At 63.4% G+C, this 17093-nt stretch carries 10 protein-coding genes; 7 read left to right on the forward strand and 3 right to left on the reverse strand.

Annotated features, from left to right (window positions below):
* Positions 1–4 precede the first annotated feature (4 nt).
* The 3 genes from LHU53_RS01440 to LHU53_RS01450 all read right to left on the reverse strand — a co-directional run bounded on the left by LHU53_RS01440 (position 5) and on the right by LHU53_RS01450 (position 6502).
* A complete protein-coding gene (locus LHU53_RS01440; protein WP_227330288.1) occupies positions 5–2011 on the reverse strand; it encodes an HDOD domain-containing protein in 2007 nt (668 codons plus the stop codon).
* A 175-nt stretch (positions 2012–2186) separates the two neighbouring features.
* Positions 2187–4382, reverse strand: coding sequence for an EAL domain-containing protein (locus LHU53_RS01445; RefSeq protein WP_227330289.1), 2196 nt, complete (start codon positions 4380–4382; stop codon positions 2187–2189).
* The gene (locus tag LHU53_RS01450; RefSeq protein ID WP_227330290.1) at positions 4379–6502 is read right to left on the reverse strand and encodes an HDOD domain-containing protein; all 2124 of its coding nucleotides are present in this window, start codon (positions 6500–6502) and stop codon (positions 4379–4381) included. The genes LHU53_RS01445 and LHU53_RS01450 overlap by 4 nt, the downstream gene beginning before the upstream one ends.
* 318 nt (positions 6503–6820) lie before the next feature.
* On the opposite strand from LHU53_RS01450, the gene LHU53_RS01455 reads away from it, so the two are divergent.
* From LHU53_RS01455 to LHU53_RS01485, 7 genes are all read left to right on the forward strand, one after another.
* On the forward strand, positions 6821–7237 hold the full coding sequence (locus LHU53_RS01455; protein ID WP_227330291.1) for a bacteriohemerythrin: 417 nt from the start codon (positions 6821–6823) through the stop codon (positions 7235–7237).
* 90 nt (positions 7238–7327) lie between these two features.
* A complete protein-coding gene (locus LHU53_RS01460) occupies positions 7328–9784 on the forward strand; it encodes a Tex family protein (protein ID WP_227330292.1) in 2457 nt (818 codons plus the stop codon).
* Between the two features lie 5 nt (positions 9785–9789).
* Positions 9790–10611 (forward strand): HDOD domain-containing protein, encoded by an 822-nt coding sequence (locus LHU53_RS01465; RefSeq protein ID WP_227330293.1) that lies wholly within the window; start codon positions 9790–9792, stop codon positions 10609–10611.
* Between the two features lie 77 nt (positions 10612–10688).
* Entirely contained in the window at positions 10689–11816 is a 1128-nt protein-coding gene (locus tag LHU53_RS01470) for a patatin-like phospholipase family protein (RefSeq protein WP_227330348.1), read from the forward strand.
* Positions 11817–11919: 103 nt separating this feature from the next.
* Positions 11920–14397, forward strand: a complete 2478-nt coding sequence (locus LHU53_RS01475; protein WP_227330294.1) for a DNA internalization-related competence protein ComEC/Rec2 — start codon at positions 11920–11922, stop codon at positions 14395–14397.
* Positions 14398–14528: 131 nt separating this feature from the next.
* Positions 14529–16073 (forward strand): circularly permuted type 2 ATP-grasp protein, encoded by a 1545-nt coding sequence (locus LHU53_RS01480; protein WP_227330295.1) that lies wholly within the window; start codon positions 14529–14531, stop codon positions 16071–16073.
* 36 nt (positions 16074–16109) lie between these two features.
* Positions 16110–17069: an alpha-E domain-containing protein gene (locus LHU53_RS01485; protein ID WP_227330296.1), complete on the forward strand. Its 960-nt coding sequence runs from the start codon at positions 16110–16112 to the stop codon at positions 17067–17069.
* Positions 17070–17093 lie beyond the last annotated feature (24 nt).

Here is a 17093-nt window from a genome sequence, read left to right on the forward strand (position 1 = left end):
GGCGTCAAACGGACGGGTTTCTGGCGCAGGGCAGCAGGATGTCGAAGCGGGTGCCGGTGGCGCTGGCACTGAACCTGAGGTGCCCGCCCATTTTTTCCACCAAATGGTTCACCATGCCCAAGCCAAACGCGGGCTTGTCGCCGTCGCCCCGGGCGGTGCGGTGAATCGGTTCATACAACTGGGCCTGAATGGCTTCTTTCAGGCTGGCGCCGGTGTCGGTCACGGTGAGGGCTGTGAAGACACTGCCTTCACGCTGCACCAGCACGCCGCCATTGACCACGATTTGCCCGCCGTCGGGCATGGCTTCGCAGGCGTTTTTGACGAGGATCAGCAGGAGCTGTTTGATTTTGTCCGCCGAGCCTTGCACCCAGCAGGCGCGGTTGGGCAATTCGGAGCTGACTTCGATGTTGCCGGGAATGAGCTGACGGTGTTGCAGCAGCTGCAAGGCGTCGCGCACCGCCAGGCTGAGGTCCACCGGTGCCATGGGGCTGCCCTGGTCGGCTTTGGCGAGGGCGTCCACCAGCACATCGACCGCCTGCGCCACCCGTTTGAGCTCCAGCTGCTGTGCCTCCTTGGCCGAGAGGGTTTGGGCGGCGTGGTTTTTGTCGGCCAGCCGCCGGCGTGACAGCGCCAGGCCCGCGTACACGCCAAATGACTGCAGCGTGGCCTGCTGGGTTTTGAGGTGTTGGCTCATCTGTGGCGGCACCGCGGCTGCCAGCACGCCCAGACAGTGTTGCGCGGTCAAGAGGGGCATCAGCACCACTTCGTTGGCTTCCATCACATCCAGCAAGGGGCTGACGGTCTGACCGCCGCGTCTGGCAAACACCACTTTGCGCTGGCCCACACATTGCGCCATGGCGGGGTCGAACGACACATCAAACGACAGCGGGGTGGCGGCCAGGTGTTGCTCGTTCATGGACACCGGCACCAGCGTCTGCTGGTTGTTGCGTGCCAGCATGACCATGGCATCTTCCAGTTGCAGCAAGGCGCTGGCGTGCTGGCGCAAGGAGGTCAGCGCGGCGTTGGTGCTGGTCAGGTTGATCAGCGTCATGGCCATTTCATTGAGTACGCTGCGGTCCAGCACGTCGCGGGCGAGTTCGGCCTGAACGGTGTCCAGGCGCTGCGGCGGGGCTGCCACCCGACTGGCGGCTTGCGGCGCCTCGGTCCTGGTGATGTCAACGCCCAGGTCACGCGCGATTTGCGTCACCTGCAACTCGGTTTTCTGCAGCAGGGCGGTGATGTCTTCGAGGCTCAAACCCTGGCTGGCGGCCCAGGGCGGCGTGTCCTGCGGCAGTTCCAGCGCCAGATCAGCCAGCCGGTGCGCCAGATGCACGGTTTGCGCCAGTGGCTGCGCACGCTGCAGGCCGGCATCGTCCCCGTTGTGGTGGTCCAGCACACTTTGCACCATGTCGTCGCTCAGGTGCCAGTGTTCCAGCAGCCAGGCGCCCGCATCGGTGTGCGACATGCCCAAGGCGTTTTGCTCCCGGGTGCACAGGCTGGCGTCGTCCGGCAGGCCAAACAGCTCGGTGTAACGCTCGGGCACGGCGGCCAGCAAGGCCAGCCGGCCAACGTCATGCAACAGACCACTCAGGTAAATTTCTTCGGCATTCACATGACCCTGCCGGTTGGCCAGGGCGCGGGCGAGCACCGCCACCGTGAGACTGTGTTTCCAGAAATAGCGCAGATCGACCGCATCGGCCTGCCGGAAGGCGTTGACCGTCTGGAACACCGACTCGCTGATCACCAGCACCTTGATCAGCGCCATCCCCAGCGTGCTGGTCGCTTGCAGCAGCGTGAGGGCGTTGGCATTGGCGCGGTGATAGGCGGCGCTGTGGGCCACCGACAACACCTTGGCGGCCAGGCCGGGGTCACTGGCGATCAGTTCAGCCAACTCGCCCATGCCCACATCGTCCGACTGGCACAGCAACATCAGTCGCATCAGCGTCTGGGGGGGGCTGGGGAGCCGGGCGACCAGCAGGCGTTGGCGGATGTCTTCAGACGATAGGTTCACAAGGGCCCCTCAGAAAGCACTATGGACAGGTGCGGAGCAGCGATGTCGCTTGTGCGCCCGTGTGGCCTGTTGGGTCATTTTCGGCTTGGCCCGGCTCACCTTGAGTTGCACGCCCCGCAAAAATAGTAAGCGATTGTTAACACTTTTGGCAAGTGTGGCGGGCTGACCCGCACATTCAGTGGATGCTCTGGCTCAGCAGCAAACCCATCAACGCGCGTTGTGGCATGGGCCGATGGTAGTAGTAGCCCTGGAAAGTCTGGCAGCCGGCTTGTTCCAGGTAACGCTTTTGCACTTCGGTCTCCACCCCCTCGGCCACCAGCTTCAGGCCCAGGCCCTTGGCAATGGAAATGATCGCCAGCACCACCGGGAACTGCTGGGTGTCGTCCTCGATGGTCATCACAAAGGACCGGTCGATTTTGAGCACATGGATCGGGAAGCGGTGCAGGTAGGACAGTGACGAGTAACCGGTGCCAAAGTCGTCAATCGCCACCCGCACACCCAGTTGGCACAGCATGTGAAGCTGGTCAATGGCCGCCTGCGGATTGCGGATACAGATGTTCTCGGTGATTTCGACCTCCAGCTGGGAGGGCGAGATTTGAAAACGCTCCAGGGTGGCCTTGAGTTTGTCGTAGAAGTCACCCTGGTCGAGGTAATGCGGCGACAGGTTGATGGACAGGTAAGGGCGATCGTCGCTCAGGGTGTTCCAGGCCAGCAGGTCGCGGCAGACGGCTTCCAGCATCCAGTCGCTGATGGCAATGATCAAGCCACTTTCCTCGGCAAACGGCAAGAAGGCACCGGCCCCCAAAAAGCCGCGCTGCGGGTGGTTCCAGCGCATCAGTGCCTCGGCGCCCATGATCTTGCCGGACTTGACATCCACCTGCGGCTGGTAATACATCTCCAGCTCACCGGCAGACAGTGCCAGGCGCAGGCCGCTTTCCACCGAAATCTGCTCAAAACTCTGGTTGAGCATGGTGAGTTCAAAAAACTTGTAGCCGTTGCGCCCTTGCGACTTCTTGGCGTGCATGGCCAGGTCGGCGTTGCGGATCAGGTCGTCCACACTTTCGCCATCTTTGGGGTAGACCGCCACGCCGATGCTGGCGGTGATGTGAATCACCTGCCCGCCCAGCTCAAAAGGCACCCGCAAGGCATCCAGAAAAGCCTGCGCTACCCGGGTCGGGTCTTGTACGGTGTCAAGCTCGGGCAGGACCACATTGAATTCGTCGCTGCCAAAACGCGACAGCGTGTCGCTGTGGCGCAGACAGCCTTTGAGACGCACACTGACTTGCTGCAGCAGTTCGTCGCCCAGGTGGTGCCCCAGAGAATCGTTGATGACCTTGAAACGGTCCAGGTCGACATACATCACCGCCAGCCCGGCTTTTTTGCGTTTGGCCTGCAGCAGCGCCAGACTGAGCCGGTCCTTGAACAGGACGCGGTTGGGCAGGTCGGTCAACACGTCGTAATAAGCCTGGTAGGCAATCAGTTCATCGGCGCGTTTGCGGTCGGTGATGTCACGCGCCACACCGTAAATGCCCAGCCGGTCCGGGCGTTGTGGCTCGCCGTCGGCGGGCTTCACCTGTGTGGCGAAAGAGATGCTCATCAGTTCCACACTGAAGACGCGGCCTTCATCGTCAAGATGGCGGGATTTGAGGCGCAATTCAATGTTGCGCGACCAGCGCTGCTGCTGCTGACCATCGCTGAACACATATTGGGCACGCTCCATGTCACGAGCGTGAACCAGATCGGCATAGTGTTGGCCAATCAGGTCTTCGGCGTTGAACCCCAGCAGCGGCTGCACCCGGTGGTTGACGAAAGTCAGCATGCCCCGGTGGTCCAGTGTGAAGATGATGTCGGGCGAGCTGTCGACCAGATGGCGGTAAATGCGCTCCGAACTCTCCAGCCTGGCCGCAATCTGCTTGTTTTCTGCTGCCAGCCGGCGCTGTTGCAAGGCGTTCTGAACGGCTTTGAGGAGTTCTTCCCGCGGGTAGGGCTTGCGCAGGTAGTCGTAGGCGCCCCGTCTGAGAACGCTGATGGCGGCTTCGATGCCACTGTCACCGCTGGTGACGATCACGTTGGTGTCGATCTTGTGGACATTCATGTAGTCCATGACCTCTTGGCCCGAGATGTCGGGCATGCGCAGGTCCAGGATCACCAGATCGAAAGGTTCACTGTTCAGGCGGGTGATGGCTTCGTGGCCGTTTTGCGCCGTGACCAGGATGAAACCACGGTTCTTGAGCAGCTCACACAGGCTTTGCAGCAGGCGGGGTTCATCATCGACCAACAGCAGCCGGGGGGGCTGTGCCGGGGGCTGGGCGGATGGCAGACCTTGTGAGGCCAGCGCAAAATCCCATTGCATCGGGCTAATATGGCTCATTGGATCAGGGCTTTGGCGTGCCGCGCCGGTAACAGGATCTCAAAACTGGTCCCCAGCGCGGAACTCTTGCAGGAGATCGAGCCCTGCAACTTCTGTACCAGGCCATGCACAATGCTCAGCCCCAGCCCACGGTTGTCACCCGCCTTGCTGCTCTGGACCGGCTGGAACAGCTTGTTCAGCACCTGCTCAGGCAGACCGGGCCCGTTGTCCTTGATCAGCAGCGAGAAGTACGCCGCGCCACCGCGCTGGGTGGTGCCGTTGTTGATGACCTCGATGCGCCCGCCCTGTGGCAGCGCCTCGACCGAGTTTTTGATCAGGTTGACAAAAATCTGCTTGACCACGCCGGTGGTGCCAATGATCTCGCTGGGCTCGTCGGGCACGACCGCCAGGATCTGCACCGAGGGTGGCAAAAACCTGCTGTCACGAAACAGCCGGACGATGTCGGCCACCACTTTGTTGATGTCAATCGCCGTGTCTGGCGCGGATGGCGTGACGCGGGCAAACTCCTTGATGATGCTGCCCACACGGTCGATTTCTTCGTTCAGGATGCTCAGCTCGCTGTTCACCGGTTCCTGGCGCGACAGTTTGTCGTCGAGCACACCCAGGTAATTTTTGATGATCGACAGCGGGTTGCTGGCCTCGTGCACGATCTTGCGCGAGTTTTTTATGTGCTCCGCCTGCAGGGCGGCAATGCGCTTGTCTTGTTCGCTGCGATCCTTGGTAGCCGCTTCCATGGCGGTGGCGGCCTGGGCGCCAAAGGCAAGCAGGAACTTGTCCTGCCGCCGCAGTTCGGTGACGCGCCACGACGCCACCCCGGCCATCAGGACGCCCAGACAGCGCGTGCCCGACACCAGCGGCAAACACAGCAGGCACGGGGCGTTGAAGGCGCGCAGCAGCTGTTCTTCAGCCAAGTTCAGGGTGCTGCGGCCACGCTCCAGGAAAGCCAGGTTTTTCTTCAGCACCGCCTCAGCCAGGCCACCGCCGGCCAGGCTGACCGGAAAATCGGCCAGACGTTGACGCTGCTCCCCCACCGAGGCGCCCACCAGGGCACGGCCGTGGTTGGTCACCAGGAAAATCGCCGTGTCATCCAGTTCAAACAGGATGCGGGCGTTTTGCCGCACGCTCTCCAGGAGCTGGCTATCGCCTTTCTGACGGGCGAAGACCTGACCCAGTTCAGCCGTCAGGGCGCGGTTGCGGATTTCTTCGGTCAGGCGTTGCTGGACGGGGTTGACCGGCACGGCCGCAGTGGGCACGGCCACCGGGGCCAGCAACTCGGGCAGGCCGGACAGGTCAATGCCCAGATGGTCGGCCGCCAGCATGACCTGTGCTTCGCAGTTCTGGTAAATCTCCAGCACCTCGGCGTCGCTGAGTTGGCAGATGGCGCCCATGTCCTCGGGTAAGGGCACACCCGGCCGGTGATCGCTGAGCAAATGGGCCAGGTGGATGATGCGAATGAGCGGGTGCGCGGTCAAGACACGGGCGGGCACTTCGTGGTGGTACAACACCGCATCCGCCAGAAAGGAGTCCATCTCCCAGCGCTCGATCAGCCAGGCACCCGCCTCGGCGTGTGAAATGTGCAGGCTGGCTTGTTCGGTGTCACATAACCGCTCGCAGTCCATGATCTGAAAAATGGGACTGTAGTCATCGGGCGCGGCAGCCAGCAGGGCGAGCCGACCCACATCGTGCAGCAGCCCGGTCAGGTAGGCTTCTTCCACCTGCGGGTACTGCGTGGCCTTGGCCAGATCGCGCGCCAGCACGGCGGCTGTGAGGGAGTGTTTCCAGAAAGCGCGCAAATCAGAGCCACCGGTGTGGGGAAAGCCATTGAACGTCTGGAACACCGATTCGCTGATCAGCAGCGATTTCACCAGGTCCGCACCCAGCACCGACAACGCCTGCGCCAGGCCCACCTGACGCCCACCGCGGTGGTAAGCGGCGCTGTTGGCCACGCGCAAAACCCGGCTGCTCATGCCCGCGTCATTGGCGATGAGTTGGGCCAGTTCAGGCATCCCGGCATCATCGGACTGGCATAAATCGATCAGCTTGATCAGAATCTGCGGCATGGTCGGCAGCCGCGCCACCAGCAGGCGATTGCGAATGTCTTCAGAATGTGAGGAGGTCACAAATAACTCTGGTTATGAGGGCTCGTCCGGGCAGCCGCATTGTTTATAAGGTTCAACAACGATCACTTCAATATAGCAGCAAAGCGCATGGGAGCCACCAGTTTTCGACCTCGGGTCGAGCCACCCAGCGTGCCGTGACGATAAGCCTTAACGCAGATCAAGTCCACATGATTTGCTATCAAAACATGATCAGGTGATATCTCGGTGACAAAAGTGACTGATCCGCTGTCGTTCAACGTTGCGCCCAGACATTTGAGTGTTGCACATAAACTACGGGCGCCACCTCAAAATCCACAAGATGAGAAAGACGGAGGATGTATGCCGATCCAGTGGCGTGACCAGTTCAGCGTGTGCAACGACATGATTGATACCGATCACCAGTATTTGCTGGAGATCATCAACAAAGCCGAGGCCAGCCTGAAGGCCAACCAATTGGCGCGTCTGCCGGTGCTGCTGGACGAGCTGGCCCACTACGGTCAGCTGCATTTCCAGCGTGAAGAGCAGCTGGCCCGGGCCATTGGATACCCCCAGTCTGATCAGCTGCATGTGTCGCACGACGCGCTGCAGGTCAAACTGCAGGAGGTGCGCGCGGGCTTGGGAGACAGCTGGTCACAGGCTGCCATCAACCATTTCACCGCCTTTTTGCGCGACTGGCTGCTCAACCATGTCATCAAGGAAGACATGCTGATGAAGCCCTGGCTGACCAAGCACTCACCGCGTTTTGTCCCACGCTGAACACCGCGGCTTGAGCGGGTGGCATGTGGCACACTCACGTTTTTTTGTCTGTCTGGCGCCCGTTGTTGGACGGGCTGACCGCTGAGTTTTATGCACAACATCATCGCGCAGATCGCGCAAGAAATCCGGGTTCAGGAACATCAGGTGGCCGCGGCTGTGGCCCTGCTGGACGGGGGAGCCACCGTGCCCTTTGTGGCCCGCTACAGAAAAGAGGCCACCGGCGGCCTGGACGACATCCAGCTGCGCGAGCTCGATGTCCGACTAGCCTATTTGCGCGAGTTGCGAGATCGCCGCGCCGCCATCGTGAAGAGTATCGACGAGCAAGGCAAGCTCACACCCGCCTTGCTGGCCGCGCTGCAGGCCGCAGCGACCAAGCAGGAACTGGAAGACCTGTACCTGCCCTACAAGCCCAAGCGCCGTACCAAAGGCATGATCGCGCGCGAAGCCGGCATCGAGCCGCTGGCCGACCAGCTGCTGGCCAACCCCGCGCTGGACCCGGCGCTGCAGGCGCAAGCCTTTGTGCTGCCCGACAAAACCGAAGCCGGTGACGACTTCACCACTGTTCAAGCGGTGCTGGACGGTGTGCGCGACATCCTCTCGGAGCGCTGGGCCGAAGACGCCGCGCTGGTGCAAGACTTGCGCGAGTGGCTGTGGACCAACGGCCTGTTCAAAAGCACGCTGATGGCCGGCAAGGACGAGAACCAGCCCGAGGTGGCCAAGTTCCGCGACTACTTTGACTATGACGAACCGATCGCCCGGGTACCCTCACACCGCGCGCTGGCGGTGTTTCGCGGGCGCAGCCTGGAGATTCTGGAGGCCAAGCTGGTGCTGCCCGAGCAACCGGTGGCCGCTGCCGCGGCGTCTGCCTCCCAGCAGCCTGCCGTCGCGCTGGAGAAAGCGCCAGCAGCTACAAAATCAAAAGCATCACCAGTGGTGTCGCTGGCCGAAGGCCGCATCGCCCAAAAGCTGGGCTGGCGCCATCAGGGCCGCGCGGCAGACGATCTGATCCGCAGATGTGTCGCCTGGACCTGGCGGGTGAAACTCAGCCTCTCCACCGAGCGTGACCTGTTTGCCAAACTGCGCGAGGCGTCTGAGGCGGTGGCGATCAAGGTGTTTGCCGACAACCTGCGCGACTTGTTGCTGGCGGCCCCGGCAGGCCCGCGCGTGGTGCTGGGGCTGGACCCGGGCATCCGCACGGGCGTCAAAGTGGCGGTGGTGGACGCCACCGGCAAGCTGGTCGACACGGCCACGGTGTTTCCGCACGAGCCGCGCAAGGATTGGGACGGTTCCCTGCACACCCTGGCCAAATTGTGTGACAAACATGGCGTGAACCTGATCGCCATTGGCAACGGCACCGCCAGCCGCGAAACCGACAAACTCGCCGCCGATCTGATCAAGCTGATGGCGAAACAGGCTGTCGCCGAGACGAATCAAGCGCCAGCAGCGATTGAAAAAGTCGTGGTCTCCGAAGCGGGCGCCTCCGTCTATTCAGCCAGCGAATTTGCCTCGCAAGAAATGCCCGATGTCGATGTGAGCTTGCGCGGCGCCGCCAGCATTGCCCGCCGCTTGCAAGACCCGCTGGCCGAGCTGGTCAAGATCGACCCCAAAAGCATCGGTGTGGGCCAGTACCAGCACGATGTGAACCAGAGCGAACTGGCCAAAACGCTGGACGCGGTGGTGGAAGATTGCGTGAACGCGGTCGGTGTTGACCTGAACATGGCCAGTGTGCCGCTGTTGAGCCGGGTCTCGGGCCTGAGTGCCAACGTGGCCAAAGCTGTGGTGCGCTGGCGCGAAGCCAACGGTGCCTTTGCCAGCCGCCAGGATTTGCTCAAAGTCACCGGCCTGGGTGCCAAGACCTTTGAGCAATGCGCCGGTTTTCTGCGCATTCGCGGCGGCGCCAACCCGCTGGACATGACCGGCGTGCACCCGGAAACCTACCCGGTGGTGGAGCAGATCATCGCCAAAACCGGCAAGCCGGTGAGTGAGCTGATGGGCCGCGCCGAGATGCTCAAAACCCTGCGCCCGGAATTGTTTGCCAATGCCCAGTTTGGCGTGATCACGGTGAAAGACATCCTGGTCGAGCTGGAAAAGCCGGGCCGCGACCCGCGCCCGGACTTCAAGGTGGCGCGGTTCAACGACGGTGTGGAAGACATCCGTGACCTCAAAGAGGGCATGGTGCTGGAAGGCACGGTGAGCAACGTGGCCGCTTTTGGTGCGTTTGTTGACCTGGGCGTGCACCAAGATGGGCTGGTGCATGTCAGCCAGCTGGCCAACAAGTTTGTCAACGATGCGCGCGAGGTGGTCAAAACCGGCGACATCGTCAAGGTGCAGGTGGTCGAGGTGGACGTGGCACGCAAACGCATTGCCCTCACCATGAAGCTGGGCGCCGCACCGGCGCGCAGCGGCGTGGCTGGTGACAACCGCTTCCAGGGCGCCACGGCACAGCAGCGCCCGCGCTCGCACGGTGCGTCATCAGGTGGCACGCAGGCGCCACAGTCCACCGCCATGTCATCCGCGTTTGCCAAACTCAAGGGTCTCGGAAACTAGGCGCCATGGAGCCCGCCGCCCTGCTGTCGTCGCGTTTTGTCATGCCCAGCCGCCCCAAGGCGGTGGCGCTGCTGCTGGTGGAGCTGTCGCGGCCCGAACCCGATTTGCGCCGCATTGACCAGCTGGTCAGCACCGACCCGGCGCTGGCGATGCGGCTGTTGCAGGCGGCCAATGCCAGCTATTTCAAACTCGCCGGGCAGGTGCACGGCATCAGCGAGGCGCTGGCGGTGCTGCGCCTGGGCCAGGTGCAGGCCATGGTCGCGTCCGCCGCGTCGGTGGGGGCGTTTCAGGGCGGGCCCGACTTTGACATCACCCAGTTCTGGACCTACAGCCTCGATTGCGCCAAGGTGGCGCGCTCATTGGCCGGACTGCTGCGGCAAAACCAGCAGGCGGCGTTCACCTGCGGGCTGATTCACGCGGTGGGTGAACTGGCCATGCGCGCCGCCATGACGCAGGCCATTGCGCTGGATGCGCGGGCCAAGCCGCTGGAGCTCAAGCGCTCTCGGGTGGAGCGACGCGAGTTTGGCTTTTGCTTCACCGAGGTCAGTGCCTGGCTCACACGCCAGTGGCATTTGCCGCCGCTGATCCATGATGCCCTGTTGTTTGCCCACGCGCCGTTTGACAAAGCGGCGTTCGAGCCGATGGCCGGGGTGGTGCATCTGGCCGTGTGGCGCGCCCGGGTGCGCCACGCCGGTCTGCCAGAAAACGCCATGACGGTGAGTTTTCCGTCGCTGGTGGCCGAGGTGATGGGCCTCGATATTGATCTGGTGTTGCAGCAGGACCCGATCGACTGGTCACTGCAGGAGCCGGGCCGATCGCTGATTTGACCCGCGTTGGCCCTAGCCATGACGACCCTGAACCCACTTTGCAAGACCTGGCCCCGGCGCCCGGCGTGTTGCGCCCGATGAAAGCGCTGCAGATTTACGCCGGTCGCACCGCGCTGGCGCACCTGGCCCGGCACGGTTTGCACAGCCGTGATGTGGCCGCCATTCCCGCTGCAGCGGGTGGCCCCAAGGGGCTGATTCTGGGGCCGCTGGACCAGTTCATCTTTGGCCACTGGTTGGCCCAGTCAGATCAGCCGGTGCATCTGGTGGGTGCGTCGATTGGTGCCTGGCGCATGGCCACGGCCTGCCTGAACGACCCGGTGGCTGCCTTCAAGCGACTGGAACATGACTACATCCATCAGAACTTCGCGCTGCTGCCCGGCGAAAAACGCCCGGCACCCGCGCGTGTCAGCGCCTTGTTCGGGCACAACCTGCAGGCCTTTTACGGCGGGCGGGTGGATGAGGTGCTGCAGCACCCGCGTTACCGCCTGCATGTGCTGACCTCGCGCGGGCGCGCGCTGCTGGCACGTGAGCACGCCTGGCGTACGGCTGCCGGTTACGGCGCGGCCTTCCTGAGCAACCTGGCCGCCCGCCGGGCCTTGGGCTGGTGGCTGGAGCGGGTGGTGTTTTCCAGCGCGTTGACCGGCACACCGGCGCGCTTGCCGTTTGACGATGCCGACTACCCGACCCGCCAGGTGGCCTTGAGCGCGGCTAATTTTTTGCCCGCCATGCAGGCCAGTTGTTCGATCCCGTTTGTGTTGCAGGCGGTGCATGACATCGCCGGGGCGCCCCGTGGGGCCTACTGGGACGGTGGCGTGACCGACTACCACCTGCATCTGAATTGGGCTGGCGCCCCGGCCGCGACCTCCACCACCGACCGACAAGCCGCCAAACCGCAAGGCACGCTGGTGCTGTACCCGCATTTTCAGCAAAGTGTGGTGCCGGGCTGGCTGGACAAACATTTGCGCTGGCGCCACCGCGCCACGCCGTTTCTGGACAAGCTGATCGTGCTGGCGCCCAACCCGGACTGGGTTTCAACCCTGCCCAACGGCAAGCTGCCCGATCGCACCGATTTCACCCACTACGGCGCTGACCTGGCCGGGCGCATCAAAGCCTGGACCGCGGCGGTGTCGGCCAGCGCGCAGCTTGCGGACGAATGGGCCGCCTGGCTGGCGCGGCCTGACCCCGGTCTGGTGCAGCCGTTGTGACCACCGTGGTTGTCTCTGCTGCGCAACAAGTGTCTGAACCCGTGCTGAATTAGATGCTTCGGGGTGGCTTCGCTGCCCTGACAGGTAGCATGAGGCGATGCCCGTGCCTGACGTTCACTCACCCACCACGCCTGCGCTGCGACACCCGGCGTTGACGCCCACGCTGCTGGGTGTGTTGGCTGGCAGCGCGTTGCAGTTGCAACTGGCCGCGTTATGGTCCGGCAGGGTTTATCTGTTGCTGGTGCTGGCCGCCGTGGGCGCGTATGGGCTGATGGCGGTTGTTGGCAAGGCACACAGGCCGTCACCCGGCAGCCCGCTGGCCTGGGGCGGCGGTGTGTTGATCGCTGCGCTGCTGGCATTTGGCGCCACCGGTTGGCGCGCCAGCAGTTTTGCCAGCGGTGCGTTGAGCCCGGCGCTGGAGGGGCGTGACATCCGGGTCACGGGCGTGGTGTCAGGCTTGCCGCAATCGTTCGAGGGTGGCACACGCTTTCGGTTCGATCTGGCTGAGGCGGCGCTGGACGGCCAGAACGTGACCCTGCCACGCCGGTTGGAGCTGGCCTGGTATGCGGGTCCATTTGGCAGCCGCGAGACCAGTGACGAATCAGCCGACGAACTGAACCGTTTGCCCGAGCCGGTGCAGGCCGGGGAGCGCTGGCAGATGACGGTGCGCCTGAAAGCGCCGCACGGTGGCGTGAACCCGCATGGGTTTGACTACGAGCTGTGGCAGTGGGAGCAGGGCGTGCAGGCCACCGGGTATGTGCGCACCGGGCGCAACGACCTGCCGCCCCAGCGCCTGGGGATGACCTGGCAGCATCCGGTGGATGCGTTGCGCCAGCGGGTGCGTGAGCGTATTTTTGCCAGCGTGCCCGCGCCGCAAGCCGCCGGCGTGATCGCAGCGTTGGTCACCGGCGACCAGCGCGCCATCGAGCGCGCCGACTGGGACGTGTTCCGCGCCACCGGCGTGGCCCATTTGATGAGCATCTCGGGTCTGCACATCAGCATGTTTGCCTGGTTGGCGGCCGCTGTGGTGGGCTGGCTTTGGCAACGCTCTGGCCGCCTGTGCCTGGCGCTGCCAGCGCCCAGCGCCGCCCTGGTGGGCGGGGTGCTGCTCGCCGGTGCCTACGCCTTGTTCAGCGGGTGGGGTGTGCCAGCGCAGCGCACGGTGCTGATGCTGGCCACGGTGGGGGCGCTGCGTCTGGCGGGCTGGCGCTGGCCGTGGCCGCAGGTGTGGCTGCTGGCCTGCGCGGTGGTGGTGGCGGTGGACCCGTGGGCGCTGCTGCAGGCCGGCTTCTGGCTGAGTTTTGTCGCGGTGGGGATCTTGTTTGCGTCGGATTCAGGCGCTGCCAGCCACAGGGACAAAGGGGCGCGGGGGCGGGTGGTGTCCTTGTTGCGCGAGCAATGGGTGATCACGCTGGCCCTTTCGCCGCTGGTGCTGCTGCTGTTTGGCCAGGTGTCGCTGGTGGGGCTGCTGGCCAATGCGCTGGCGATTCCTTGGGTGACGCTGCTGGTGACGCCGCTGGCCATGCTCGGTGTTCTGGTGCCCGGTGTGTGGGGCGTGGCGGCCTGGGCCGTGCAGGGCATGAGCGCGCTGCTGCACGTGCTGGCGGGCTGGCCTTGGGCGGTGCTGTCGATGGCGCAGGCACCGCTCTGGGCCGGGGTGGCGGGGGTGCTGGGCGGGCTGCTGCTGGCGCTGCGTTGGCCCTGGAGCCTGCGGCTGGCGGGCTTGCCGCTGTTGCTGCCGGTGCTGCTGTGGCAGGCACCGCGCCCACCGGCCAACCAGTTTGAACTGCTGGCGGCCGACGTCGGGCAAGGCAGCGCGGTGCTGGTGCGCACCCGCCACCATGCGCTGCTGTTTGACGCCGGTCCGCGATTTGGCAGCGACAGTGATGCCGGGCAGCGTGTGCTGGTGCCGCTGTTACGCGCCCTGGGCGTCCAGCTGAACAGCTTGCTGCTGAGCCACAGCGACAGCGACCACACCGGCGGCGCGCTGGCCGTTTTGATGACGCAGCCCCAAGCGCAGTTGCTCAGCTCGTTTGACAACGACGCGACTTTGCAGGCACTGCGCCCGGCCGAGCGCTGCGTGGCGGGCCAGCGGTGGCAGTGGGACGGGGTGGACTTCGAGGTGCTGCACCCGCAGGCGGCTGACTACGGGCAGGGCACCAAAACCAACGCCATGAGCTGTGTGTTGCGCATTTCCAACGGGCCCCAGACCGCGCTGCTGACGGGCGACATCGAGCAGGCGCAAGAGGCCCAACTGGTGCAGCGGCTGCCAGCGCCCAGCTTGCGTGCCGACGTGTTGCTGGTGCCGCACCATGGCAGCAAGTCGTCCAGCAGCGATCTGTTTTTGAGCGCGGTGCAGCCACGCCTTGCGTTGGTGCAGGCAGGCTATAGAAACCGTTTTGGGCATCCGGCGGGCCCTGTTTTGGTGCGATACGCGGCGTATGGTGCGCAAGTGGTCGCGACGCCCCAATGTGGTGCCGTGACGTGGCAATCCTGGCAAGCCGAGGCGGTGCGCTGCCAGCGGGCGCTGGATCAGCGTTATTGGCGGCGTGACCTGGCTGCACTGGATGATCCGCCATGACACGGGCGTTTGGCCCCTTCTGAGCGTGAGCTGGCCGTCAGGAAAAAGGGAAAGAATGCAGCGAAGAATAGCGCGCCAGCGTCCGGCAGCTGGCCCAAAGCTTGCTATCCTTTGAACAGGAGAAGATATTCATGCAGAAATTTGACGAGATGTACACGCAGTTGCCCTATGAGTTCTTCACCCATGGCGCGCAAATCCGCGATCACTACAAAATTTACGACGAATGGCTGGCCCGGCAACCGGGCGACATGATGGCCAAGCGTCGCGCTGAAGCCGAGATGATCTTCCGCCGCGTCGGCATCACCTTTGCGGTGTATGGCGACAAAGACGAGGATGGTGCCGGTACCGAGCGGCTCATTCCGTTTGATTTGATCCCGCGCATCGTGCCCGCCAACGAGTGGCGCATGCTGGAAGCCGGGCTGACGCAGCGGGTCAACGCACTGAACCGCTTTCTGCATGACATCTACCACGATCAAGAGATTCTGAAAGCCGGTCACATCCCGCGTGAGCAGATTGAGCAAAACGCCCAGTTCCGCCCGCAGATGATGGGGGTGGATGTGCCCAACCAGGTGTATTCACAGATTTCGGGCATCGACATGGTGCGCGCCCCGGATGCGCAAGGCAAAGGCGAGTACTACGTGCTGGAAGACAACCTGCGCGTGCCCAGCGGCGTGAGCTACATGCTGGAAGACCGCAAGATGATGATGCGGCTCTTTCCCGACCTGTTCAACAAACACCGGGTGGCGCCCATCGCCCATTACCCCGATTTGCTGCTGGAGACCCTGCGTGAAAGCAGCCCGGCCACCACCGCAGAACCCACCGTGGTGGTGCTCACCCCTGGTATGTACAACAGCGCCTATTTTGAGCACGCCTTTTTGGCGCAGCAGATGGGGGTCGAGCTGGTGGAAGGTCAGGACTTGTTTTGCAAAGACAACTTCTGCTACATGCGCACCACCCGCGGCCCGCAGCGGGTGGACGTGATTTACCGCCGTGTGGATGATGACTTTTTGGACCCGACTGTGTTCCGCCCCAAGTCAACACTGGGTTGCGCTGGTCTGCTGGATGTGTACAAGGCTGGCCATGTGAGCATCTGCAACGGGGTCGGCACGGGTGTGGCCGACGACAAGTCGATCTACCCCTATGTGCCCAAAATGATTGAGTTCTACCTGGGCGAAAAACCCATCCTGAACAACGTGCCCACCTACATGTGCCGCAACAAGGACGACTTTGCCTATGTGATTGCCAACATGAAAGACCTGGTGGTCAAAGAGGTGCACGGCGCCGGTGGCTACGGCATGCTGGTGGGCCCGGCCGCCACCAAGGCCGAGGTGGAAGACTTCAAAAAGGCCGTGGCGGCCAACCCCAGTGGCTACATCGCCCAGCCCACGTTGAGCCTGTCGAGCTGCCCGACCTTTGTGGAAAGCGGCATCGCCCCGCGCCATATCGACCTGCGGCCCTATGTGCTGAGCGGTAAAACGGTGGAAATGGTGCCCGGCGGCCTGACCCGCGTGGCCCTCAAAGACGGCTCGTTGGTGGTGAACTCCTCCCAGGGTGGTGGCACCAAGGACACCTGGATTCTGGAAGACGACCGCTCAGCCGCCGCCCACGCCGCCCAGGCGCTGACGACGCAGACGCAATCGCAAAGCTCGTCCAGCACCGACGCTGCTGCCGCCTAGCGACCTGGCCGCCAACGCTTCCCAAGAAAGATATTTATGCTGTCACGAACCGCCGACCACCTGTTCTGGATGAACCGTTATACCGAGCGCGCCGAAAACACCGCACGCCTGCTCGATGTGAATTACCAAACCTCGCTGCTGCCGCAATCCGAGGCCGTGGCGCTGGCGGGCTGGCAAGGCCTGCTCTCCATCAGCGAGCTGATGTTCACCTACAAGGAAAAACACGGCGAGATCAACGCCCGCAAGGTGATGGACTTCATGGTCAAGGACGAGACCAACCCGTCCAGCATCCTGTCCTGCCTGACCGCTGCACGTGAGAACGCCCGCGCCGTGCGTGGCGCGCTCACCACCGAGGTGTGGGAAACGCTGAACCAGACCTGGCTGGAAGTCAAACGCAAGGTCAAGGCTGGCGAGTTTGAAGAAGACCCGGCGCAATTTTTTGACTGGGTCAAGTTCCGCTCGCATTTGTCACGCGGCGTCACCGTGGGCACCATGCTGATGGACGAGGCGCTGTATTTCATGCGCCTGGGCACCTTTCTGGAGCGTGCCGACAACACGGCACGGCTGGTGGATGTGAAGTTCCACGCGGTGGAAAGTGACTTTTACGGCACCGCCAACGGCAAAGACCAAGAGTACGACTTCTACCACTGGAGCGCCATTTTGCGCAGCGTCAGCGGTTTTGAGGTGTACCGCAAGGTCTACCGCGACGTGATCAAACCCGAGCGTGTGGCCGAGTTGCTGATCCTGCGCCAGGACATGCCGCGCAGCCTGCATTCGTGCCTGAACGAGGTGGTGGCTAACCTGCAGATGGTGGCCAACGACCAATCGTCAGAAACCCAACGCCGGGCCGGCAAGCTGCGCAGCGAATTGCAGTACGGCCGCATTGACGAAATTCTGGCCACCGGCCTGCACGCTTACCTGACACAGTTTCTCGACAGGGTCAACGACCTGGGCGTCCACATCAGCCGCGACTTCCTGATCCCCACCCCGGTTTAGGGGGGTGGGGCTGGCGATGTTGTC

Origin of the sequence: Rhodoferax sp. U2-2l (genome assembly GCF_020594515.1) — a bacterium.
Taxonomy (GTDB): Bacteria; Pseudomonadota; Gammaproteobacteria; order Burkholderiales; family Burkholderiaceae_C; genus Rhodoferax.